The organism is Lentzea nigeriaca (assembly GCF_016907955.1).
Lineage (GTDB): Bacteria > Actinomycetota > Actinomycetes > Mycobacteriales > Pseudonocardiaceae > Lentzea > Lentzea nigeriaca.
In genome coordinates this window covers 47,453-69,387 of sequence record NZ_JAFBCX010000009.1, presented here as the reverse complement: position 1 = coordinate 69,387, position 21,935 = coordinate 47,453, and the positions used below count along the sequence as shown (strand labels likewise).

At 66.9% G+C, this 21,935-nt stretch carries 24 protein-coding genes; 13 read left to right on the top strand and 11 right to left on the bottom strand.

The window, feature by feature from the left end:
• Positions 1-92 precede the first annotated feature (92 nt).
• The 3 genes from JOD27_RS28700 (at position 93) to JOD27_RS45325 (ending at position 2,445) form a co-directional block, all read left to right on the top strand.
• Complete coding sequence (locus tag JOD27_RS28700) at positions 93-926, top strand: glutamate ABC transporter substrate-binding protein (RefSeq protein ID WP_204765408.1); 834 nt, start codon at positions 93-95, stop codon at positions 924-926.
• 31 nt (positions 927-957) lie between these two features.
• Positions 958-1,725 carry a GntR family transcriptional regulator gene (locus tag JOD27_RS28695; RefSeq protein WP_204765407.1) on the top strand — a complete coding sequence of 256 codons (768 nt, stop codon included), beginning with the start codon at positions 958-960 and terminating at the stop codon, positions 1,723-1,725.
• Positions 1,726-1,851: 126 nt separating this feature from the next.
• Positions 1,852-2,445 carry a hypothetical protein gene (locus JOD27_RS45325; protein ID WP_239569366.1) on the top strand — a complete coding sequence of 198 codons (594 nt, stop codon included), beginning with the start codon at positions 1,852-1,854 and terminating at the stop codon, positions 2,443-2,445.
• Between the two features lie 66 nt (positions 2,446-2,511).
• On the opposite strand, the gene JOD27_RS28685 is transcribed toward JOD27_RS45325, so the two are convergent.
• From JOD27_RS28685 to JOD27_RS28660, 6 genes are all read right to left on the bottom strand, one after another.
• A complete protein-coding gene (locus tag JOD27_RS28685) occupies positions 2,512-2,940 on the bottom strand; it encodes a hypothetical protein (RefSeq protein ID WP_204765406.1) in 429 nt (142 codons plus the stop codon).
• Positions 2,933-3,517, bottom strand: coding sequence for a hypothetical protein (locus JOD27_RS28680; protein WP_204765405.1), 585 nt, complete (start codon positions 3,515-3,517; stop codon positions 2,933-2,935). The genes JOD27_RS28685 and JOD27_RS28680 overlap by 8 nt, the downstream gene beginning before the upstream one ends.
• Before the next feature lie 68 nt (positions 3,518-3,585).
• Entirely contained in the window at positions 3,586-4,764 is a 1,179-nt protein-coding gene (locus tag JOD27_RS28675; RefSeq protein ID WP_204765404.1) for an RtcB family protein, read from the bottom strand.
• A 10-nt stretch (positions 4,765-4,774) separates the two neighbouring features.
• On the bottom strand, positions 4,775-5,458 hold the full coding sequence (locus JOD27_RS28670; RefSeq protein ID WP_204765403.1) for a hypothetical protein: 684 nt from the start codon (positions 5,456-5,458) through the stop codon (positions 4,775-4,777).
• A 48-nt stretch (positions 5,459-5,506) separates the two neighbouring features.
• On the bottom strand, positions 5,507-6,307 hold the full coding sequence (locus tag JOD27_RS28665; RefSeq protein WP_204765402.1) for an ABC transporter permease: 801 nt from the start codon (positions 6,305-6,307) through the stop codon (positions 5,507-5,509).
• Positions 6,304-7,260 (bottom strand): ATP-binding cassette domain-containing protein, encoded by a 957-nt coding sequence (locus JOD27_RS28660; RefSeq protein ID WP_204765401.1) that lies wholly within the window; start codon positions 7,258-7,260, stop codon positions 6,304-6,306. The genes JOD27_RS28665 and JOD27_RS28660 overlap by 4 nt, the downstream gene beginning before the upstream one ends.
• Before the next feature lie 99 nt (positions 7,261-7,359).
• Here JOD27_RS28660 and JOD27_RS28655 point away from each other — a divergent pair, with 99 nt between their 5' ends.
• The 3 genes from JOD27_RS28655 (at position 7,360) to cpt (ending at position 10,111) form a co-directional block, all read left to right on the top strand.
• Positions 7,360-8,679 carry an NAD(P)-binding domain-containing protein gene (locus tag JOD27_RS28655; protein WP_204765400.1) on the top strand — a complete coding sequence of 440 codons (1,320 nt, stop codon included), beginning with the start codon at positions 7,360-7,362 and terminating at the stop codon, positions 8,677-8,679.
• A gap of 10 nt (positions 8,680-8,689) precedes the next feature.
• A complete protein-coding gene (locus JOD27_RS28650; RefSeq protein ID WP_239569363.1) occupies positions 8,690-9,496 on the top strand; it encodes an AAA family ATPase in 807 nt (268 codons plus the stop codon).
• 69 nt (positions 9,497-9,565) lie between these two features.
• Positions 9,566-10,111, top strand: a complete 546-nt coding sequence (cpt, locus tag JOD27_RS28645) for a chloramphenicol phosphotransferase CPT (protein WP_307830374.1) — start codon at positions 9,566-9,568, stop codon at positions 10,109-10,111.
• On the opposite strand, the gene JOD27_RS28640 is transcribed toward cpt, so the two are convergent.
• From JOD27_RS28640 to JOD27_RS46840, 5 genes are all read right to left on the bottom strand, one after another.
• The gene (locus JOD27_RS28640; protein ID WP_204765399.1) at positions 10,108-10,917 is read right to left on the bottom strand and encodes a radical SAM/SPASM domain-containing protein; all 810 of its coding nucleotides are present in this window, start codon (positions 10,915-10,917) and stop codon (positions 10,108-10,110) included. The genes cpt and JOD27_RS28640 overlap by 4 nt on opposite strands.
• Positions 10,918-11,133: 216 nt before the next feature.
• Complete coding sequence (locus JOD27_RS28635; RefSeq protein WP_204765398.1) at positions 11,134-11,502, bottom strand: heavy metal-responsive transcriptional regulator; 369 nt, start codon at positions 11,500-11,502, stop codon at positions 11,134-11,136.
• An 87-nt stretch (positions 11,503-11,589) separates the two neighbouring features.
• A complete protein-coding gene (locus JOD27_RS28630) occupies positions 11,590-13,095 on the bottom strand; it encodes an aldehyde dehydrogenase (NADP(+)) (RefSeq protein WP_204765397.1) in 1,506 nt (501 codons plus the stop codon).
• Complete coding sequence (locus JOD27_RS28625) at positions 13,092-13,919, bottom strand: NAD-dependent epimerase/dehydratase family protein (protein ID WP_204765396.1); 828 nt, start codon at positions 13,917-13,919, stop codon at positions 13,092-13,094. Before JOD27_RS28625 ends, JOD27_RS28630 begins: the two co-directional genes overlap by 4 nt.
• A gap of 45 nt (positions 13,920-13,964) precedes the next feature.
• Positions 13,965-14,753, bottom strand: a complete 789-nt coding sequence (locus tag JOD27_RS46840; RefSeq protein ID WP_307830373.1) for an IclR family transcriptional regulator — start codon at positions 14,751-14,753, stop codon at positions 13,965-13,967.
• 166 nt (positions 14,754-14,919) lie between these two features.
• Between JOD27_RS46840 and JOD27_RS28615 the strand changes: the two genes are divergently transcribed.
• From JOD27_RS28615 to JOD27_RS45315, 7 genes are all read left to right on the top strand, one after another.
• Positions 14,920-16,206: an ABC transporter substrate-binding protein gene (locus JOD27_RS28615; protein ID WP_204765395.1), complete on the top strand. Its 1,287-nt coding sequence runs from the start codon at positions 14,920-14,922 to the stop codon at positions 16,204-16,206.
• A gap of 77 nt (positions 16,207-16,283) precedes the next feature.
• Entirely contained in the window at positions 16,284-17,174 is an 891-nt protein-coding gene (locus JOD27_RS28610; protein WP_204765394.1) for a carbohydrate ABC transporter permease, read from the top strand.
• Complete coding sequence (locus tag JOD27_RS45320) at positions 17,171-18,049, top strand: carbohydrate ABC transporter permease (protein ID WP_307830372.1); 879 nt, start codon at positions 17,171-17,173, stop codon at positions 18,047-18,049. The genes JOD27_RS28610 and JOD27_RS45320 overlap by 4 nt, the downstream gene beginning before the upstream one ends.
• A 9-nt stretch (positions 18,050-18,058) precedes the next feature.
• Entirely contained in the window at positions 18,059-18,961 is a 903-nt protein-coding gene (locus tag JOD27_RS28600; RefSeq protein ID WP_204765393.1) for a 5-dehydro-4-deoxyglucarate dehydratase, read from the top strand.
• Entirely contained in the window at positions 18,958-20,217 is a 1,260-nt protein-coding gene (locus JOD27_RS28595) for a glucarate dehydratase family protein (protein WP_204765392.1), read from the top strand. Before JOD27_RS28600 ends, JOD27_RS28595 begins: the two co-directional genes overlap by 4 nt.
• Positions 20,218-20,291: 74 nt before the next feature.
• The gene (locus JOD27_RS28590) at positions 20,292-21,341 is read left to right on the top strand and encodes a hypothetical protein (protein WP_307830371.1); all 1,050 of its coding nucleotides are present in this window, start codon (positions 20,292-20,294) and stop codon (positions 21,339-21,341) included.
• A 245-nt stretch (positions 21,342-21,586) separates the two neighbouring features.
• Positions 21,587-21,877 (top strand): hypothetical protein, encoded by a 291-nt coding sequence (locus tag JOD27_RS45315; RefSeq protein WP_239569361.1) that lies wholly within the window; start codon positions 21,587-21,589, stop codon positions 21,875-21,877.
• The last annotated feature ends 58 nt before the right edge of the window (positions 21,878-21,935 follow it).

The following is a 21,935-nucleotide window of genomic DNA, read 5'->3' as shown; positions in this document are numbered from 1 at the left end:
GCCGGATCGCCGCTTAGGTTTCCGGCATCGCCGAGCAACGTTGCCAAGGTGCATCGGCGCATGCCCGTGGAATAACGCTGTAAGAGGGACGAATGACGCCGAGAGCGCTCCTCCGACTGGTAGCGACAACATGTGCGGCCGTGCTTCTCCTCGCCTCGTGCGCGGGTGGCGACGAGTCCACGATGGTGGGGAAGGTCAGCGCCAATGACCGCATGACCATCGCCGTGTCGTACGACCAGCCGGGCCTAGGGGTGCGCAGGCTCGACGGCAGCTACCGCGGTTTCGACGTCGACGTCGCCAAGTTCATCGCGAACGAGCTGGGCGTCAAGGAGCAGAACATCACCTGGAAGGAAGCGCAGCCCGGCAACCGGGAGACGCTGCTGACCAGCGGTGAGGCCGACATGGTCGTCTCCACCTACTCGATCACGGACAAGCGCAAGGAACTCGTCGACTTCGTCGGCCCGTACTTCGTCGCAGGCCAGGACCTGCTGGTACGCATGAACGAGCGCCGCATCGAGGGTCCGAAGTCGCTCAACGCCAGCCTGCGCCTGTGCTCCACCGCAGGTTCCACGTCCGCCGCGTACGTCCGCGACCAGTTCGCGAACGACGTGAAAATGGTCGAGTACGCGAAGTTCAGCGACTGCGTCACGGCCCTGCTCGCGGAGAACGTCGACGCCGTCACCACCGACGACGTCCTGCTCGCCGGTTACGCCGCCCAGAACCCCGAGCTCCTGCGGGTCGTCGGCGACCCGTTCAGCAAGGAGGAGTACGGCGTCGGCCTGCACCGCAACGATCCCACCAGCAAGGCGAAGGTCCAGGCAGCGCTGCAGAAGATGATCGACTCGGGGGCCTGGCGCAAGTCGCTGGAAGCCAACATCGGATCTTCCGGCTACAAGATCCCCGATCCGCCGAAGCTCGCGCCCTGATCACACAGAAGGTGACGTATGCTCACGCCACGTGAACCGCGTCCCGTCGCACCGCGCTGATCGACCCGTTCGCGCGGGCATTCCCGAACACGGCCGAGTCCCGCGCTACTACGCCGTCAAGGCAGAACTCTTCGACCTCGTCGAAACCCTCGGCGAAGGCACCGTCCTGCCCTCTGAACGCGAGCTCGCCGAACGGTTCTCCGTCTCGCGCGTCACGCTCCGCCAAGCCGTCAGTGAACTGGTGCTCGAGGGCAAGCTCATCCGTCGCCAGGGCAGTGGCACGTTCGTCGCGCCACCGAAGCTCGTCCAGCCGCTGTCACTGGTCAGCTACACCGAGGGTATGCGCCGCCAGGGCGTCGAGCCGACCCGCACGGTGATCACGATGGAGGAGATTACCTCCGACGAGGGGTTAGCCCGCGACTTGGTGCTCGAGCCGGGCGATCCGGTGGTGCACCTAGAACGGGTACTGCTCGCCGACGACGAACGCATCGGTCTCGAATCGACTTACCTGAGCAGCCGCCGCTTCCCGGACCTGTTGGACAAGCTCGACCCCGCCGGATCGCTCTACGCGTGTCTCACCGAACGGCTCGGCGTGCGCTTCGCCGAAGCCGAGGAACGAGTCGAGACAGTGCTTGCCACGCCACGTGAAGCACTGTTGATCGGCACGAACCCGGCACTGCCGATGCTGTTGCTGCACCGCGTCTCCTACGACGTCGACGGCCACCCGATCGAACGCGCCCGATCGCTGTACCGGGGCGACCGGTTCAGCTTCGTCGCACGGCTGCACGCCGATCGTTAGGAACGTCGTCTCTGTCCAAAGTGGAGGAACTCGCGAAAGCTCATCTTTCGGGCCCCAACGGACACATCGTGCACTTTGCGTGACTTCCCGTGCGCGTCCGGGAGGCTGACGTTCGTCCTGTCCGGCGTGTACGACCAGATCCGGCTGACGAGCTGGTCGCGGATCGGATCGTCAAGCTGGACAACGGTTTCCTCAGGTCACGATACGTCACGCGCGAGGGTGCGGCGGATCCGGGAAGTGACTGCGGGTCACCAGATCCTCGGTTGCGCGCGGGAAGATACCGCCCGTTCGCACTCGTTCCCCGATCAAGTCGCGGAGGTACTGTTGACAGTACGAACTCTGGATGTCCGCAACGGTGCGGAGGAGCGGGGGTGTGCCGTGTCCTTCAAGGCGGAGTTCCTCGCTGAACTCGAGGACTGTCTGCGCGGCTACGGCGCGGTCCCGGTGAGCAATCCCGACGCCCTCGCGCTGTTCATCGAGTTCGTGCGAGCTCTTCCGGCGAGCGACCAGAGGCTGCGCTGTCTCGAAGGCGTCGACCAGGGATCCGGTTCCTTCTGGAACAACCCGGCGGTGTGGTGGGAGCAGGTGCCGAGGTTCGGCGCGGGGCTGCCGCGTTGCGGCTCGGCTGAGTGCAGGAAACTGCTGGACGACATGCTCGACGAAGCCATCAGTGACGAGATCGACGTGTTGGAGATGGAGATCCGCGAGCTGCCCAGCTGATCGACATCGCTGAAGATGCCGGCCGGCGCCGCCACCTGTTACGGCCACGGCGCCGGGGCTACCAACTCACTTCGCGGCAACGAGCGTCTTGAACAGTTCCCGGTAGCGGTGCAGAGCCAGTCGCAAGTCCTCGGTCTGCGGATCACCGTTTCCCGCAAGCTGCTTCGAGAGTGAACGGTGACGGGCGGTGAGTTCCTCGATCGCCCGCGTCACGAGGTCGTCCGCCTTGCGGACGGCCGCTTTCGGGTCGTCGACGAACTCGTACTGCACGGCCTGCCACTCGTCCTCGAGCCGCCCGGCCGGCCGCTCCTGCCGTTCCTGTCCCTGCTGTTGGTGTTGCGAGGGAATCGGCTGCTGTTCGTGGCGCTGTTCCTGGCGTGGGTCTTGTCGCACGTCCTGGCGCTGGTCGTGCTCACCCTGCCGCTGCTGAGGCTGCGGCGGAGCCGACGCGGGGTCGTTCGTCACCGGAGCCTTCCTCGCAGGTGCCTCAGACATCCGTCTTCTCCTTCCGCGTGGCCTCACGGTCCTTGCTGGGAGCCGCACCGCGCTCGAGCAGGTCGGTGAACAGCTCGCGGTAGTGCACCATCGCGGTGCGCAGGTCCTCGGTGCTCGCCTCGCCGATCTCCTGGCGCTCGGAGATGTCGTGCGCCTTGCGGTAGTGCTCGAGGGTCCTGGCGTGTTCCACCGACAGGACGCTGAGTTGCGCCTCGTAACCCTCGGTGGGATAGCCGCGTTCGGCCATCAGGTCCGTGACCAACCGGTCGGCGTCCGCGATCGCCTTGTCCGGCGAGTCCACGAACTTCGCCTGCACACCCGCCCAGTGCCGCCGGTAACTCTCTTGTGCCGAAGGGGAAATCGGCTTCAGGTCGAACTCGCTGTGGCGGTGCTCCCGCTCCGCGAGCTCCTTCTCCGCCGCGGTTCTGCTGTCGCTGTCGGAGACCACACGGTCATACTCGGGGCCGAAACGATCGCGCAACCTCTTGCGCTGCATGGCGGGCCTCAGCACGAACGCGAGGACAACCAGCACCACGAGAACCGCGACCACCAGGCCGATGATGGCGCCCGTTGACATGGAAAACCTCCAAGACAGGCAATTCTCTGCTGTCCTGGAGGCTTGCCGCCTGCTCCGAACGAAAAACATCAACCCTTGATGCAAACCACCTGCTTGAGCTTGGCGACCACCTCGACCAGGTCGGACTGGTCCGCCATCACGGTGTCGATGTCCTTGTAGGCGCTCGGAATCTCGTCCACCACACCGGCGTCCTTGCGGCACTCGACACCACTTGTCTGGGCAGCGAGATCCTGCTCGGTGAACGTCTTGCGGGCCTTGGTGCGCGACATCCTCCGGCCGGCGCCGTGCGACGCCGACTCGAACGAGTCCGGGTTCCCGAGACCGCGCACGATGTACGAGCCGGTGCCCATCGAGCCCGGGATGATGCCCAGCTCGCCACGTCCCGCCCGGATCGCACCCTTGCGGGTCACCAGTACGTCCTCACCGAAGTGCGTCTCCTCGGCAACGTAGTTGTGATGGCAGGAGATCGGCTCCTCGAACGTGATGTGGGGAAACTCGGCGCGCAGCACGTCGCACACCAGACGCAGCATGACCGCGCGGTTACGTCGTGCGTAGTCCTGCGCCCAGTACAAATCGTGCCGGTACGCCGTCATCTCGGGCGTACCCGAGAGGAACACGGCGAGGTCAGGGTCCGGCAGTTCGGCGTTGTGCGCGAGCGTGCGCGCCACCGAGATGTGGTGCTGTGCCAGCTCGTTGCCGATACCGCGCGACCCGGAGTGCAGCATGACCCACACGCGCTGGTCGGTGTCCAGGCAGACCTCGAGGAAGTGGTTGCCGCCGCCGAGCGTGCCCATCTGGTGCATCGCCTTGTCGGCGCGCGCCTTCACAGCAGGCGTCAGGTCGTTGAACCTCTTCCAGAACGACGTCCAGTCGGACGCGTCCGTGTCGGTGAACGCGGTCGCCTTGTGCTGCGCGAAACCGACGGGCACAGCGGCCTCCATGCGGGATCGCAGACCGCGCAGCGTCGCCGGCAGATCGCTCGCCGTGAGCGAGGTGCACAGGGCGGTCATGCCGCAGCCGATGTCCACGCCGACGGCCGCGGGGGACACGGCGTCGCGCAGCGCGATCACCGAGCCCACCGTGGCGCCCTTCCCGTAGTGAACATCGGGCATGACCGCGATGTGCTTGACGGCCCACGGCAGCGCGGAGATGTTCTGAAGCTGTCGCATGGCGAACTCCTCGACCTCGTCGGGCCGAGTCCACATGCGGATGTCCACGTTCTGACCGCGGACGACGGTTGCTGCCATGACAACGAGGTTAGGCGGCGCTTTGCGTTATCCACAAAGGAGTTTCACGAGCGGCTTCAGCGCTCACGAACTCCAAGGCACCCTTGCGCACCGTGGCCTTGCTCATGTCGCCGCCGAGGTTCGTGACGAACGTGCGTACCGTCGGCAGGTCGTTGACGTTCGCGATGAGGATCGCCTTGTTCCGCAACGTGACGCTGCCGCCGCCGAGCTTCTCGCGCGCGACCGCGTCCTTGACGAGGCCGTCCCGAACCTGTTGCGCGGTGATGCCGTCGACCTCCACCTGAACGGCGTCGACCTTCGGCGAGTTCGCGGGCAGGAAACGGAACGTCAGCACCGACTCCTGCCTGAACTGCTTGCCGATCGTCGAAGCCGTGTGGCGCAGGCTTTCCTCGTTGAGCGTGACGTCGAACTTGCGGGAGCGCTCGAACGTCGTCTGCTGCAGATCGCTCGACCAGAACACGCCGTCGAGCAGCGTGGAGCGGGTGGTGACGCCGCCGTTGGCGAGCACGATGCCGCGGACCTCGCGGTCGAACTCGACCAGCCTGTCCTTCAGCCGCGGGTCGTTGGGGTCGGTGATGATCGCGGTGTTGTTGGTCGCGAAGATCTCCGGGTACGGCAGCGGCGCGCCCGTCGCCGTACCCGTGGAGACCGTGATCGCCAGTACCGACGTGACTGCCACGAGAAGCTTTCGCATGTGGCACAACGTATTGGTCGTGGCTTCATGGGGCACGCCCAATTCCGTTCAGCGGGCCACAGCGCGTTTGTACTGGTAGTTGGCCAGCGGCACGAAGATCAGCAGGAAGATCACCACCCAGCCGAGTGACGCGAGCACGGGGTGCTGCAGCGGCCAGACGTCCGGGGGCGTTTGCAGCGGAGAAGTGTTGCCGAAGAGCTCGCGAGCGGCCAGTGTCACCGCCGACACGGGGTTCCACTCCGCGATGTGCCGCAGCACCGACGGCAGCCTCTCCGACTGCACGAACGTGTTCGCGATGTAGGTGATGGGGAAGATGAAGATGAAGCTGGCGTTGTTGAACACCTCGGGACTGCGCACCAGCAACCCGATCCACGCCATCGCCCACGAGAACGCGTAGGCGAACAGCAGCAGGATCCCGACCGCGGCGAGGGCCTCGAGCGGCGAGGAGTGGATGCGCCAGCCGACGATCAGGCCGGTGATCATCATGATGACGATGACCAGCGCGTTGTTCACCAGGTCGGACGTGGTGCGGCCGATCAGGACGGCCGAGCGCGCCATCGGCAGCGAGCGGAACCTGTCGATGATGCCCTTCGTGATGTCCTCGGCGAGACCGCTGCCGGTGATGGTGGCGCCGAACAGCACTGTCTGCGCGAAGATTCCTGCCATCAGGAACTCGCGGTAGTCCATGCCGGGGATCTCGATCGAGCCGCCGAAGACGTAGGCGAACAGCAGCACGAACATGATCGGCGCAGCGGTGGAGAACACCAGCAGGTCCGGCACGCGCTTGATCTTGATGAGGTTGCGCTTGGCGACGACCGAGCCGTCGGCGAGTGCTTGCAGCAGCTTCACTTCTCGTCCTCTCCCTCGGCGTGGTGACCGGTCAGTGTCAGGAACACGTCGTCGAGCGTCGGCCGGCGCAGACCGACGTCGAGGACCTTGACCGACTCGGCGTCCATGCGCCGGATCGCCTCCATCAACACCGCGGACCCGCCCGCGACCGGCACGGTGAGGTGGTGCTGGCGTTCGTCGGACTCCATCGGGCCGACGGCGAGGTCGGCGAGCGCTGACCTCGCCGTGGTGAGCTCAGCGGAAGTGGCGAAGGAGAGTTCGAGGCGTTCGCCGCCGACCTGGTCCTTGAGCTGGTCGGCCGTGCCTTCGGCGATCACCTTCCCGTGGTCGATGACGGCGATCTGGTCGGCGAGGCGGTCGGCCTCCTCGAGGTACTGGGTGGTGAGCAGGAGAGTGGTGCCGCCTTTGACGAGCTCCTCGATCACGTCCCACATGCCGAGGCGCGACCTCGGATCGAGGCCGGTCGTGGGTTCGTCGAGGAACAGGACGCTCGGTTTCGCGACGAGCGCGCCGGCGAGGTCGAGCCGGCGGCGCATGCCGCCGGAGTATCCCTTCACGGGGCGGTCTGCGGCGTCCACGAGGTCGAACCGTTCGAGCAGCTCGCGGGCGCGGTCGCGGCTCCTGGCGCGCCCGAGGTGGTAGAGGCGGCCGACCATGTCGAGGTTCTCGAACCCCGTGAGGTTGTCGTCGACCGCGGCGTACTGGCCGGATAGACCGATGCGCCTGCGGAGTGCGTCTGCCTGCGTGCGGACGTCGAGGCCGGCGACACGCGCTGATCCCTCGTCGGCGTCGAGCAGGGTGGTGAACACCCGCACCGCTGTCGTCTTGCCTGCTCCGTTGGGGCCGAGCAGACCCATGATGGTGCCTTCGGGGACGGTGAGGTCCAGGCCGTTGAGTGCGACGACCGACCCGTAGCGTTTGACCAGGCCTTCGGCCACGATCGCGTCTGTCATGCGGGCATCATGTCGTCCCGGTCTGACAATTTCGTCCGGTTTTCGGTCCGTGCATCGGGTGATTGACAGCCGGTTTGAACGTGAAAATACTTCAGGGTCATGGACCGCGTGTGCGTCATCGGAGCAGGCTCTTCGGGCATCGCCGCATGTCAGGTGCTCAGCGCCCGCGGCATCGAGTACGACTGCTTCGAGACCGGATCCGAGGTCGGCGGCAACTGGCGTTACCTCAACGACAACGGCATGTCCTCCGCCTATCGGTCGCTCCACATCAACACCTCGCGGCAGATGATGGAGTTCAGGTCCTTCCCGATGCCCGCGCACCTTCCGGCCTACCCCTCGCACTTCCAGATCGCCGAGTACTTCGACGACTTCGTGAAGCACCACGGATTCCGCGACCGCATCCGATTCCGGACCGAAGTCGTCTCGGTTTCTGTCGCACCGGGCGGCTATTCGGTCACGACTCGCGATCGCGACACGGGAGAGGAGATTGCGGGAACTTATCGTTCAGTAATCGTCGCGAACGGGCACCACTGGTCGCCAAGGATGCCGGAACCCGCGTTTCCCGGATCGTTCGACGGGGAGGAGCTGCACGCGCACTTCTACAAGACGCCGGAGCGTTTCGCCGACAAGAAGGTGCTGGTTCTCGGCATCGGGAATTCTGCATGCGACATCGCTGTCGAGTCGTCCCGTGTCTCGGCCCGGACGTTTCTGGCGATGCGGCGCGGGGCGCACATCATGCCGAAATACCTGTTCGGGATGCCCACCGATCACCTGACGACCTCGCCGCTCGCCCGGTTCGCGCCCGCATGGCTGCAGGCGCTGTCTCTGCGCGCGATGCTGCGGCTGGCCCGCGGCAAGCTCTCCGACTACGGGTTGCCCGAGCCCTCGCACGGGATCCTGGCCGCGCACCCGACGGTGTCCGACGACCTGCTGACCCGGCTCGGGCACGGCGACATCACGGTGAAGCCGAACCTCGCCCGCCTGGACGGATCCGGGGTCGTTTTCGCTGATGGCAGTCGCGAGGACGTCGACGTCATCGTCTACTGCACCGGATACAAGGTCGACTTCCCGTTCCTGGACCCGGCCGAGTTCTCCGCGGTGTCGTCGCCGGACAACGAGGTGGCCCTGTACCGGCGGGTCGTCGACCCTGCGCATCCCGGGCTGTACTTCCTCGGGTTGATCCAGCCGCTCGGGGCGATCATGCCGCTGGCGGAGGCCCAGGCCGAATGGATCGCCGACCTCGTGTCCGGTCGCGCGGTGCTGCCGCCGGTGCCGGAGATGAAGGCGGAGATCACCGCTTACCGGGCGTCGCTGCGGGGCCGGTACGTGAAGTCGAAGCGGCACACGCTGGAGGTCGACTTCCTCGGCTACCAGCGGGAACTGGCGGAGGAACGGCGGGCAGGCGCCGCCCGTCGCTAGTGTCGGCGCAGTGCTGATCTGGATCAACGGCCCGTTTGGTGGCGGGAAGACCGCGACGGCCTTCGAACTTCACCGGCGCCTGGCCGGCAGTGTCGAGTCCGATCCCGAACACGTCGGGTTCGGACTGCACCGGATGCTGCCGCCGGCCCTGCGCGGTGACTTCCAGGACCTCCCGGCCTGGCGGCACGGCGTGCACTCGATGCTGGACCTGGCGTTGCGCGGGCACGACACCGATCATCGTGCCCATTACATTGGTCGACTCCGGCTACTTCGCGGACATCGTCGGCAGGCTGCGCGACGACGGCCACAGGTGCACCACTTCGCGCTGATGGCCGAGCCCGTCACCGTGCTGAGGCGGCTGCGCAACCGCGGGATGTGGCCCGGCCTGAAACGTGAGGGCTGGGGCCGTCGACCGGATCGACCACTGCTTGACCCGCTCCGGGAACCGGAGTTCGGCGAGCACATCGCGACCGACCACCGGACGGTCGCCCAGGTCGCCGACACCATCGCCCGATCTGTTGGGCTTGCGATCACCCGAACACCGACGGCCCGGTGCTCGCCCAGCTACGCCGGTGCGCCACCACACTGCGCGACGTCCGGCTGGGCTGACCTGCCCTCGCACGCCACCGTCCGGCTCCTGTTGTTGACCTTTGCAATGACTCTTTTGACGACGCCCGCAAACGTCTTTTGCATCCGGCGGACTGGCGCTGCGATATATCAGTGGTGCGAGCGCCCTGAGCTGTGGCCTAGCAATGAGTCTTTTGACGACGTCCGCAAGAGAGTCATTGCTAGGGCGGTTCGGGTTCGCGTTGGGTAGCGGGACGACGGCGAGGGCGGCAGGGGAAATGAGGCGTGAGGGGCCGGTGGGGCGGGGTACGTTCCGGGCGTGGCGTCGAGTGTGCGGGTGATCGTTCTCAACGGTGGTTCCAGCTCCGGCAAGTCGGGGATCGCGCGGTGTCTGCAGGCCGTGTTGTCCGAGGCGTGGCTGGCGATCGGGGTCGACACGTTGATCGACGTGATGCCGCCGCGGTTGCAGCTCGGCGCTGACGGGATCGGGTTCACGGAAGGTGGAGAGATCACCATCGGGGCGGAGTTCCGGCTGCTCGAGGACGCGTGGATGCAGGGCGTTGCCGCGATGGTGCACGCGGGGGCGCGGGTCATCGTGGACGACGTGTTCCTTGGCGGGATCGAGTCACGGCAGCGGTGGGAGAAGGTGCTCGACGGGCTTGAGGTGTTGTGGGTCGGCGTGCGGTGTGACGCTGCCGTGGCGGCAGGACGGGAGCTTGCGCGCGGGGATCGGGTTTCCGGGATGGCGGCCGTGCAGGCCGAGCTGGTGCATCGGGGGATGAGCTACGACGTCGACGTCGACACGACGCGTACCGAGGCAATCGAGTGTGCGCACGTCATCGCCGAAAGGGTCAAGAGCGGCTAAGCGCGTGGTGGGTCGTTCGGGGCGCACGAGCCGCCGCCTTGGGGCCAGCAGGACGAGCCCGAGGCCGGGGTGGCCGCGGCCACCTTCGACAGGATCACCGATAGATCCGTATCCAATATATTGCCCAGCGAGATCCAGCGGGCGAACACGCACGGCCAGACTTCGCCCGTAGCGGAGATGGCCACGGCGCCGTGGCCGCACCGGCCGCACAGCTCGTCCGGCGAAGGTGAAGAGGCTGCGCCCCGGCCGACGCCGCGCAGGCGATCGGAGCCGACGTGGGAGACGCCGAGTCGGGAGAGTTCGTCACGGGCGGCGCGGGTTCGTTGCTGGCCGATGAAGGTGGACGAGCTGACATCGATGACACCGGCGCGCAGTGGGATGTCGCGGGTTCGGGCCTCGACGATGTTGGCCTGGGTGCGGGCGTGGCTGCCCCGGCGGCGCGTGACGGCGTCATGCTGGGACGCGGTGTCCGAGTAGTAGCTGGTCGCCAGGCGCACACCGGGGCGGGAGAAGGTGTCCCACAGGCGCGGGCCGATGTCGACGAGATTCGTGAAGATCTCGACCGAAAGTCCGGCATCGAGGGTGTGGTCCACCAATGACGGCAAATCGGGATGCAATGTCGGTTCGCCGCCGATGAACTGTACCGATTGCACGCCGAGTTCGGCGAGCTGGGAGATGGCTCGTGACCAATCCCGTGTTCTCATCGCGCCATGTGTGCCGCGCGGTCCCGAGTCCGCGTAGCAGTGCGTGCAGCTCAGCTGGCATTTACCGGTGATCTCGAGCCATGCGAAACGCAGGTCGGTCATGTACCGCTCCCCTGGACGTCGCCGTGCAACAACCATCTTGCCCCGGCGAGTCGCGAATGGAGCTGTCGAATTCGATGAAACATCGGGCTGATGTTGGACTGATGACATGTTTCCGACACGAATCCGGCGGGCGCCTCGCCGGATTGGTGCTGACTGCCTAATCAATCCCCAGTCAGCAGCAGTCGCAACCGATGCAGCAGTCGTCCTCCATCCCGGTCACCTCCCCTCTGGCGGGCACCACGGTGGACAGTCGGTCTCGACCATGTCCACCAGGTCCGAACGGAGTCGCGCGAGCCGTGCCATCTCCGCGTCGATCTCGGCGATGTGGCGCTGGAGGAGCAGCTCGGCCGGTTCGCACGGGCACTCGCCGGTGTCGCGCACGGCGAGCAACGACGAGATCTCGCGCAACGTCAGGCCGAGGCGCTGACAGTCGCGGATGAAGCGGATCCGGTCGGCGGCCGACTTCGGGTACTGCCGGTACCCCGACGACGTGCGCGGCGGCGGTGCGAGCAACCCGGCGCGCTCGTAGTACCGGACCGTGTCGGGCCGGACCCCGACCTGACGTGCGAGCTCGGCGACTCTCATGCATCCCACGTTAAACCTGTGAGTGCACTCCAAGGTCAAGCAAAAGCGGGGTTGCCGACGCCGGCAACCCCGCTCGGCACAACACGATCAGTGCACGCCCAGCACGCCGTCCACCCGGCGCGGAATCCCCAGCGGGTTCGCGTCCTGCAGCTCGGCGGGCAGCAACGCGTCCGGCCACGACTGGTACGTCACCGGGGCGATCCAGCGGCGGATCGACGTCGCGCCCACCGACGTGTGCAGCGGGTTCGTCGTCGCCGGCCACGGGCCACCGTGGTGCTGACCCCACGCCACCGCGACACCGGTCGGCCAGGCGTTGAAGATCAGCCGACCCGCGACGTGCCGCAGGATCTCCGCGATCTGCGCGGCCTCCGCGTGGTCCGAGTCGGCCGCGTGCACCGTGCCGGTCAGGGTGCCCGGCAGCTTCGCCAGTACCGAGTGCAGCTCGGACGGCGACGAGTACGTCACGATCAGCGCCGCGGGACCGAAGTGCTCCTCGGTCAGCTTCTCGAGGTTCTCCTCGAACGTCTTCACCGGCGTGCTGAACAGCAGCGGCGCGACCGCCCACGCCTCGTCCGGGCGCACACCGGTCGACACCACCGAGACGAGGTCCGACGCCGCGAGCGCGTCCGTGCCCGACTTGTAGGAGTCGCACATCCGCTCGTTCAGCATCGCGCCACCGGACGATGCCGCGACCGCCTCGCCCAGCGCGGGCACGATCGACTCCGGCGCGAACACCAGGCCGGGGTTCGTGCAGAACTGGCCCACGCCCATCGTCAGCGACTGCGCGAACCCGGCGGCGATGTCCTCACGTTCCGCCGCACCCGGCAGGATCACGGTCGGGTTCACGCTGCCCAGCTCGCCGTAGAACGGGATCGGGTCCGGCCGGCCCTGCGCCAGGTCGAACAGCGCCCGGCCACCACCGGTCGACCCGGTGAAGCCGACGGCACGCACCGCCGGGTGCTTCACCAGGGCCACACCGGCCTCGGTGCCGTACACGATGCCGAACACGCCCTCGGGCGCACCGGCGTCCCGCAGCGCGTCCACGACGACCCGAGCGGTCTCGCGCGACGTCGACGGGTGTGCCGAATGCGCCTTCACCACAACGGGACAACCGGACGCCAAAGCGGAAGCCGTGTCACCACCGGCCACCGAGAACGCGAACGGGAAGTTCGACGCGGAGAACACCGCGACCGTCCCGAGTGGACGGAGAACGCGCCGCAGCACGGGACGCGGCGGAATGATGTCCGGGTTCGCCGAGTCCAAAGTGGCCTCGACGTAGCTGCCCTCGCGCAACACCTCCGCGAACAGCCGCAGCTGGTTCGTCGTGCGCTTCAGTTCCGTCGTCAGCCGCGGCACACCCAGCGCCGTCTCGCCGTCCGCGGTCTCCACCAGCAACGAGGACTCCGAGTCCAGGGCGTCCGCGACCTTCTCCAGCACCACAGCGCGATCCGCCGCCGGAACCGCCGACCAGGCGGAGAACGCGACTGCCGCCGCGGAGGCGATCCGGTCCACCTCGCTGTCGGGGGTCTTCGCAACAGGCTCGCCGAACGGCTCACCGGTGCGCGGGTTGTATCCCTGAACGACGTGGCTCAACGCCCTGCCTCCTTGACTGCCGTGTCGAAATCGGGACCGCACCAGGCCCCGCCCACGTACTTCGCCGCGTACGACGAGGGATCGAGCTCGCCGCCGTGCTTCTCGAGCACCTCGGCGGCGTACACCTCGGAGTCGTCCTGCGGCTCGTAACCCAGCGCGCGGGCCTCGTCGAGCGAGAACCAGCCGCGCTTGTTGTCCGAAACGCCCCATACGATCCGGAACCCCGGTGACGCAACGGAAAGACACGCCTCGAACAGACGCGCGCCGTCGTCAGGCGACATCCACGTCGACAGCATCCGCACGTCCCGCGGCTTCTCGAAGCACGAGCCGATGCGGATCGCGATCACGTCCATGCCGTAGCGGTCGGCGTACAGCGACCCCAACGCCTCCAGCGCCACCTTCGACACACCGTAGTAGGTGTCCGGGCGTGGAAAGAGGTAGTCACCGGCCTCGCCGTTGGCGCGTTCGACGTACCCGACGGCGTGGTTGGAGCTGGCCAGGATCACCCGGCGAACTCCCTGGCGCCGCGCGGCTTCCAGCACCGTGTGCGTGCCGTCGATATTGACCTTGAGGATCTTCTCCCACGCCTCCTCGAGGCTGTGGCCGCCGAGGTGGATCACGGCGTCGACGTCCTTCATCGCCGCTTCCATCGCGGCCATGTCGGTCACAGACGCCTGAACGAGCTCGACGTTCTCGCCGTCGGCGGCCGCGGGTAGCTCCGCGATGTCCAGCAGCCGCAGGACGCGGCCTTCCGCCGCGAGGCGAGAACGCATGAGCGTTCCCACCCCACCACCGGCGCCGGTGATCAGGATGCGTGCGGTCACGGGTTGGACCCCTCCGTCATGTGCAGGTACTCGGCAAACCTCGGGTCAGCGCCCGAACTGGCGGAGGAGCTCCGTGATCGTCCGGGCAGCGTCCAGCAGAGCGGCCACGACCTGCCGCTCGTGCTCGGGGTCCAGTCTGCCCAGGGGGACCGAACAACTCATAGCGTCCAGAACAGGGTTCCGATAAGGCAACGCCACCGCGAAACAGCCGAGCCCCGGCGTGTTCTCCTCGCGTTCGTGGGCGTAGCCGACGTTGCGGAACCCGGCGAGCTGCTCGTGCAACGCCGCCCGGTCGGTCACGGTGTTGGGGGTCAGGGGGGCCAGTACGTCGGGAAGGATCATGTCGACCTCCTCCGGCGTGCGGGTCGAGAGCACCGCCTTGCCCAGCGACGTGGAGTGCGCGGGCAACCGGCGGCCGACACGGGACACCACGCGCAGGTGGTGCTCGGACTCGCGGCTCGCCAGGTAGACGACGTCGGCGCCGTCCAAACGGGCAAGGTGCACGGTCTCGTTGATCTCCTGCCGCACCTGCTCCATCACGCGGATCGCCGCGCGCACCACAGGGTCGTGGTCCAAATAGGACGTACCGACGAGTAGTGCGCGCACGCCGATGCCGTACGTGCCGCGGTCCGAGTCGACCTCCACCCAGCCGCGCGCGACGAGCGTCTGCAGCAGCATGTACAGGCTGGACTTGGGGTAGCTGAGCTCGCGGTGCAGCTCGGTCAGCGTCAGCCTGCGGTCTGAGGCGGAGAGCACTTCCAGTAGCTCCACCGTTCGGTCCGCGGACTTGACCGCGCCCGGACGAGCCGTGCCCTTGTCGATCGGCGACGCCACTTGGCCTCCTCGGCCCGTTTCTGGAAACCGGTAAGCAACTTGCCCTTGACACGTTGCTGTGCTGATTCTTACAGTCCTGCACCAGGTTCACAAGTACGACCCCGGTTCACATACGTGAAAACGAAGGGCTGCAACGATGCGCCGTAGAACCGCCACAACAATCGCCATGCTCAGCGTGGCTGCCCTGCTCACGGGCTGTGGAAGTTCCACTCCGGCCGCATCGAACAAGGACCCGAACAAGCCCCTCGAGGTGTGGACCCGCTCGACGGAGGCGACCGCGAAGGTCTACGAGAAGATCTTCAAGTCCTTCACCGAGAAGACCGGTGTGCAGGTCGACTACAAGCCGATCTTCAACGACTTCGACAAGCAGGTGCAGCAGCGCGCCGCGTCCAAGGACCTCCCGGATGTCGTCATCACCGACACCGGCTCGCTCGGCAACTTCGTCAAGCAGGGCTGGACGACCGAGATCAAGCGCGAGGACGTCGCGGGCGGCGGCGACATCGTCGACAGGGCCTGGAACAACGGCAAGGGCGCGGACGGCAAGTTCTACGCCATCCCGTACTCGACGCAGGCGATGGTCACGCTGATCCGCAAGGACTGGCGCGAGAAGCTCGGCAAGCCCGTCCCCACGACGTGGGAGGAGCTCGACGACCTCGCGCGGGCCTTCACCAAGAACGACCCTGACGGCAACGGGCAGAACGACACGTACGGCATGCTCGTGCCGGGCACGGTCGACCGCGGCTACCTCGCGTGGTGGGCCTCCAGCTACATCTGGCAGGGCGGCGGCGACATCCTCGAGGAAGAGGGCAACGGCAAGTTCTCCGTCGGCATCGACTCGCCGGAGTCGACCAAGGCGGTCGAACGGCTGCGCAAGCTCTTCTGCGAGGACAAGGTCGTGCAGCCGGGCTCGCTCACGTTGAGCACGAACGACGCCCACCCGCTGTTCGAGTCGGGCAAGAGCGGCATCTACCTGACCGGCCCGTACATGATCGGCCGCTTCGACAAGTCGGTCGGCAAGGACAAGTACGAGGTCATCGCGTCGCCGCGCGGCCCGGCCGGTGCCACGGTGCTCGGTGAGGGCGAGGACATCTACCTGATGGCCGGCTCCGCGAAGGCCGCCGACCAGAAGAAGCTCGCCGAGTACCTGATCACGCCGGAGGCGCAGCAGGCCGGCATGAAGGGCGACCCCCAGCCGGTGGTCCGCCTTCCCGTCAACAAGAACGTCGACGTCAACGCGACGTACAACGACCCGCGGTGGGCGACCGTGGCGGGCGTGTATAAGAGCGAGGCGCGGCCGTTCCCGAGCGTTCCGAACTTCACGCCCTTCCGGCAGAAGACCTCGGAGACCCTGAACTCGATCTTCGCGAAGTGCCCCGCTGACTCCTCGGCCGAGCTTAAGACGCTGGCGGAGGCGCTGAAGAAGGAACTCGAGAACCAGAAGGCGTCGCAGTGACCGCAGTTCAACCGGTCAGCGACACCCGAGACGTGGGCTCGACGGCTAGTGGCGGCGGTGCCGTCGAAACCCACCCCGTGAGGCGGCGCCGCCGGCGCCGCCTCACGGGAGCCAGCTTCGTCCCGTGGCTGTTCCTGCTTCCCGCCGCGCTGATCTTCCTGGTCTTCAAGTTCATCCCGATGGCGGAGGGAATCCGGCTCTCGCTGTTCGAGGTCCGGCCCTTCCTCGGCGACATCTTCGTCGGCTTCAAGAACTACGCCACGATCCTGCAGGACGAGAAGTTCCTGACGGCTTCGTGGCACACCCTGGTCCTGGCCGGTGGGCAGACGCTCGGAGCGATGCTCATCGGCTTCTTCCTGGCCCTGCTGCTGGAAGGCCACGCCAAGTCGCTGTGGTTCGTGCGGTCCGCGGTGTTCCTGCCCGTGGTCGCGGCGACCGCCGTCATCGGCGAGATCTGGCGGCTGTTCTTCTACCCGGCACCGGAAGGCTTCCTCAACGAGATCATCTCCTGGGTCGGCCTCGGGCCGTGGGAGTACATCCACGACACGGACACCTCGCTCGTGTCCGTGATGTTCGTCGGCATCTGGAAGCACGCGCCGTACGACATGGTGCTGATCCTCGCCGGGCTGGCCGGGATCGACCGTCAGCAGTACGAGGCCGCCGCCATCGACGGGGCCTCGACGCCGCAACGTATCTGGAACGTCACGCTGCCGGCGTTGCGGCCCGTGGTCACGATTCTCCTGACGCTCGCGGCGATCCGCGGCCTGCGCGTCTTCACCGAGGTCTACGTCCTGACCGGCGGCGGTCCCGCGGGATCGACCGACGTCTGGATGACGCGCGTCTACACGACGGCGTTCGAACAGTCGGAAGCCGGCCTCGCGTCGGCTGGTTCCGTGCTGTTGTTCCTGGTTACCTTGATTCTGACGGTCAGCGTGCAGTGGTACCGCCGAAGGAAGGAGGCGCGGTGAGCGTCAACTCGAGCCGCTTCGACAGCGCCATCGGCTGGTCCACCCGCCCGGACGCGTGGGTCGGCAAGGGCATCCGGGTCGTTCTGAGCGGCCTCGCTGTAATCCTTTTCTGCGGGCCGCTGCTGGTCATCTTCTCCGGTGCGTTCGACCACAACCCGGACCCGACCCAGCTGTCGGTCATCCCCGACCACCCGTCGCTGATCAACTTCCACGTGGCGGGCGAGAACAAGATCTGGCACTACCTGGCGAACTCTCTGGTCATCGCCGGTGGTGCCCTGCTGTTGCAGCTGGCGGTGAGCGTGTTCGCCGCCTACGCGTTGGCGCGCAAGAAGTTCCGCGGGCAGGCCATCGCGTTGCTGGTCATCCTTGCCACGATGATGTTGCCGGAGGAGGTCATCGCGATCCCGCTGTCGCTGGTGATCGGAGACCTTCCGCTGGTGCACGTGAGTCTCAAGGGCACCCTGCTCGGTGTCATCCTTCCCCTGGGGGCGTGGGGTTTCTCCATCTTCGTCATGACGGAGTTCATGAGGGAGATCCCCGCCGAACTCGAGGAAGCGGCCAAAGTGGACGGTGCCGGGGAGCTGCGGCTGTTCGCGCAGATCATCCTCCCCCTGTGCAGGCCCGCACTCGGTGTCATCGCCGTGTTCGGCTTCAACATGATCTGGGAGCAGTACCTGCTCCCCCTGATCGTCGCCGCTGACCCCTCCGATTACACGCTCACGGTCGCGCTTCTCGCCCTCAGATCCGACGACCAGGTCGGGACGGGCATCGTGCTGGCCGGAGCGTTGCTGGCGCTGGTGCCGAGCCTGATCGTGTACCTGTCGCTGCAGAAGTCCTTCCTGCGTGGGATCACCACCGGAGCGATCAAGGGATGAGTGTCTGGTATGCAACTCGATGGTGTGCTGTTCTTTCCGGTGACCCCGTTCGACACCGAGGGCAACATCGCGTTCGACGTGCTGGCTGAGCACGTCAAGCACGGTGTCTCCGCCGGGCCGGGCGCGGTGTTCGTCGCCTGCGGCACCGGCGAGTTCCACGCGTTGGGGCTGGAGGAGTTCGAGCGTGCGGTGGCCGTCGCGGTCGAGGCGACCGCGGGCAAGGTGCCGGTGTTCGCCGGGGCGGGCGGCTCGGTCGTCGCGACCAAGCAGTTCGTCCAGGCGGCGGAACGCGCTGGCGCGCAGGGCATCCTGCTGCTGCCTCCGTACCTGGTGACCAACCCGGCGGCAGGCCTCGTGCGGTACGTGGCCGAGGTCGCGGGCGCCACCGAGCTGCCGATCATCGTGTACCAGCGCAACAACGCGCGGTTCACGCCGGAGACCGCCGTCGAGGTCGCGCGAATCCCGAACGTGGTGGGCTTCAAGGACGGCATCGGCGATCTCGACCAGATGCAGCGCATCGTGTTGTCGGTGCGTGCGAGCGTGGACAAGCCGTTCCAGTTCTTCAACGGCTTGCCGACCGCGGAGATGACCCAGCTCGCGTACCGGGGGATCGGCGTCGAGCTGTACTCGTCGGCGGTGTTCTGCTTCGCGCCGGAGATCTCGATCGGCTTCTACAACGCCGTGCAGGTGGGAGACTCCGAGCTGGTGAACCGCTTCCTGCTCGAGTTCTACAAGCCGCTGGTCGAGCTGCGGGACAAGGTTCCCGGCTACGCGGTAGCCCTGGTGAAGGCCGCCGTGCGTGCGAACGGTCTCGACGTCGGTGGCGTGCGTCCTCCTTTGATCGACCCGACGGACGAGCACCTCGCCGCACTGGACAAGATCATCGCCGCGGGCAAGGCTCTGCTGGCATGAAGATCACCGAGATCGTCCTGACACCGATCGCGTTCCGCGACCCGCCGCTGCTCAACGCGGCCGGCGTGCACGAGCCCTGGGCGCTGCGCACGATCGTCGAAGTGCACACCGACGAAGGCATCTCCGGGCTGGGGGAGACCTACGGCGACCTCGGGCACCTCGAGCGCTCGCGGTCCGTTGTGGACTCATTGATCGGCCTCGATGTCTTCGCGCTGAACGAGATGCACGCGCGAGTCGCCGCTGTTCTCGGTGGCAGGACCGGGCTGGACAAGCACGGGCTCACCGGGAACATCACCGCGGAGAGCACGGTCGACCGCGTCTACTCGCCGTTCGAGGTCGCGTGCCTGGACATCCAGGGCAAGGCGCTGGGACGTCCGGTGCACGACCTGCTGGGCGGCGCGGTTCGTTCCGCGGTGCCGTACTCCGCCTACCTGTTCTACAAGTGGGACGGCCACCCCGGCGCCGAGCCGGACGAGTGGGGCGAGGCGGTCGACCCCGCCGGCATCGTGGCGCAGGCGACCAAGATGATCTCCGAGTACGGCGTCGGCTCGATCAAGCTCAAGGGCGGCGTTTTTCCCCCGGAGCAGGAGATCGAGGCGATCCGCGCGTTGCGCGAGGCGTTCCCGGAACATCCGCTGCGGCTGGACCCCAATGCGGCCTGGTCGGTCGCGACGTCGCTGAAGGTCGCGGCGGAACTGGACGGCGTGCTGGAGTACCTGGAGGACCCGACGCCGGAGATCTCCGGGATGGCCGAGGTGGCCGCGAAGGCGCCGATGCCGTTGGCCACCAACATGTGCGTGGTCGCGTTCGAGCACCTCAAGCCGTCCGTGGAGCAGGACGCTGTGCAGGTGCTCCTGTCCGACCACCACTACTGGGGCGGTCTGCAGCGGTCGCGTCAGCTCGGCATGATCTGCCAGACGTTCGGCATCGGGCTGTCGATGCACTCGAACTCCCACCTGGGGATTTCGCTGGCCGCGATGACGCATCTGGCCGCCGCGACGCCGAACCTGAGCTACGCCTGCGACACGCACTACCCGTGGAACGCGGCCGACGAGGTTGTGGAGCCGGGCGTTCTGTCCTTTGTGGATGGTGCGGTGCCAGTGCCGACCACGCCGGGTCTCGGTGTGTCGCTGGACCGCGACGCGTTGGCGCGTCTGGCGGAGAACTACGTTCGGTGTGGCATCACCTCGCGTGACGACACGGGTTACATGCAGAAGTTCGACCCGAGCTACGAGAGGAAGCGTCCCCGGTGGTGAAGTCGGTTGTCCACGCTTACCCGTGGGACCTGATCGGAGACCCTGAAGCCGTTGCGCGATACCAGGGTCTCGGGGTGGACGCGATCGCTCTCGCCGCGTCGTACCACACCGTTCGGGCGGCGACTCCGTTGCATCCGCGGCACCGCCTGGTCGACGCGCGGCACGCGGCGTTCTACCTGCCGGTCCGTGCGGCGAACTTCGGCCGGCTCGTTCCCGCCGAGCCGTCCTGGATGGACGGTCCGAACTCCTTCGGTGAAGCGGCTGCTCTGGTTCGTGCGGCTGGACTTCCGGTGTACGCGTGGACCGTGCTGACGCACAACTCGCGCCTGGGAGATCTGCACCCGGACGTGACGGTCGTGAACGCGTTCGGAGATCGGTACCCGTACGCGCTGTGCACTGCCCAGCCCGACGTCGTCGAGTACACGTCTGTGCTGGTGTCCGAGGTGCTGGAGCTCGGTGCGCCGGACGGGATCATCCTGGAGGCGTGCGGGCCGCTCGGGTTCTCCCACGGCGGTCACCACGAGAAGACCGATGGCACGGACTGGAATCCGGTGCAGCAGAAGCTGTTGTCGTTGTGCTTCTGCTCTGCGTGCACCGCCCTGTACGCCGACCCGGATGCCCTGCGCGCAGCGGTTCGGGCCGGTGTCGATCGCGGCGCGCCCACTGTTGAGGAAGCGCTGGGCGCGCTCGCGGAAGACGTTCAGGCCGTGCGCACCGGGATCGTGCGTTCGTTGCGGCAGAAGCTGGTCGGTGAGATTCGTGCCGCAGCGCCTTCGGCTCGGATCGGTATGCACGTGACAGCAGATCCCTGGGGCACCGGGCCGTTCGCGACCGTTGCCGGTGGTGTGGGCGCGGACGTCGACGTGCTGACCACGATGTGCTGGCCTGGTCCTGAGGCAGCGGTGCCGGGGATCGAGGCACTTCGCGCGGCTGCTCCGGACACGCGGATCGCGGCCTACGTGCTGGGGTTGCCGCCGAAGCCCGCCGATGGCGCGGCGCTGTCGAAGGAGTGGCTGGCCTATCTCGACGCCGGGGTGGAGGAGTTCCACCTCTACCACGGTGGCTTGGCGTCGGCCGCTCGCCTGGAGGCGCTGCGCGAGGCGGTCGCGGCGGTCAGCCGGTAACTGTGAAGCGAACTCACTGCAACCCGTTGTGAGCGCGGTTCCGTCCTCTGACCATGAGGCACATTGGAACCGTAGTTGGCACTGGCGTCCTGCTGCTGGTGGTTTCCGCTTGCGGCAGTGCGCACAACGCAGGCACTGGGGCAGGTGGCGGTCCGACGTTGCCGACCGCCACCTCTTCCTCTGAGTCTTCTCCTGGGGTGCCACCGGGTATCGCACCTGGAGAGATCCCGCCGGACGGCAAACCGGTGACAAAGCTGGACACCAACGCTTTGTCGTCGGAGTACCCCCGGACGGTGTGGACACAGGACGACGGGAAGACCGTCGGTGTCATCGCCCAGGAGGGCGGGTGCGGAAAGGTCAGCGCGTCCGTGCTGGAGCAGTCGGCATCAGTGGTGAAGATCGAGCTCGTCGAGACACTCCCGCTGAGCAAGCAGGCGTGCACGATGGACATCCGCTTCCCACCGCTGACGGTGAAGCTCGCGGAGCCCCTTGGTGAGCGGACTGTAGCGCTGACGTCGCGGCAGGAGCAGAAGTAGACCCTCCTCCCCACGGTGCCCGGTCGGCTTCTGCCCCGCCGGCCGGGCATCTTCTTCA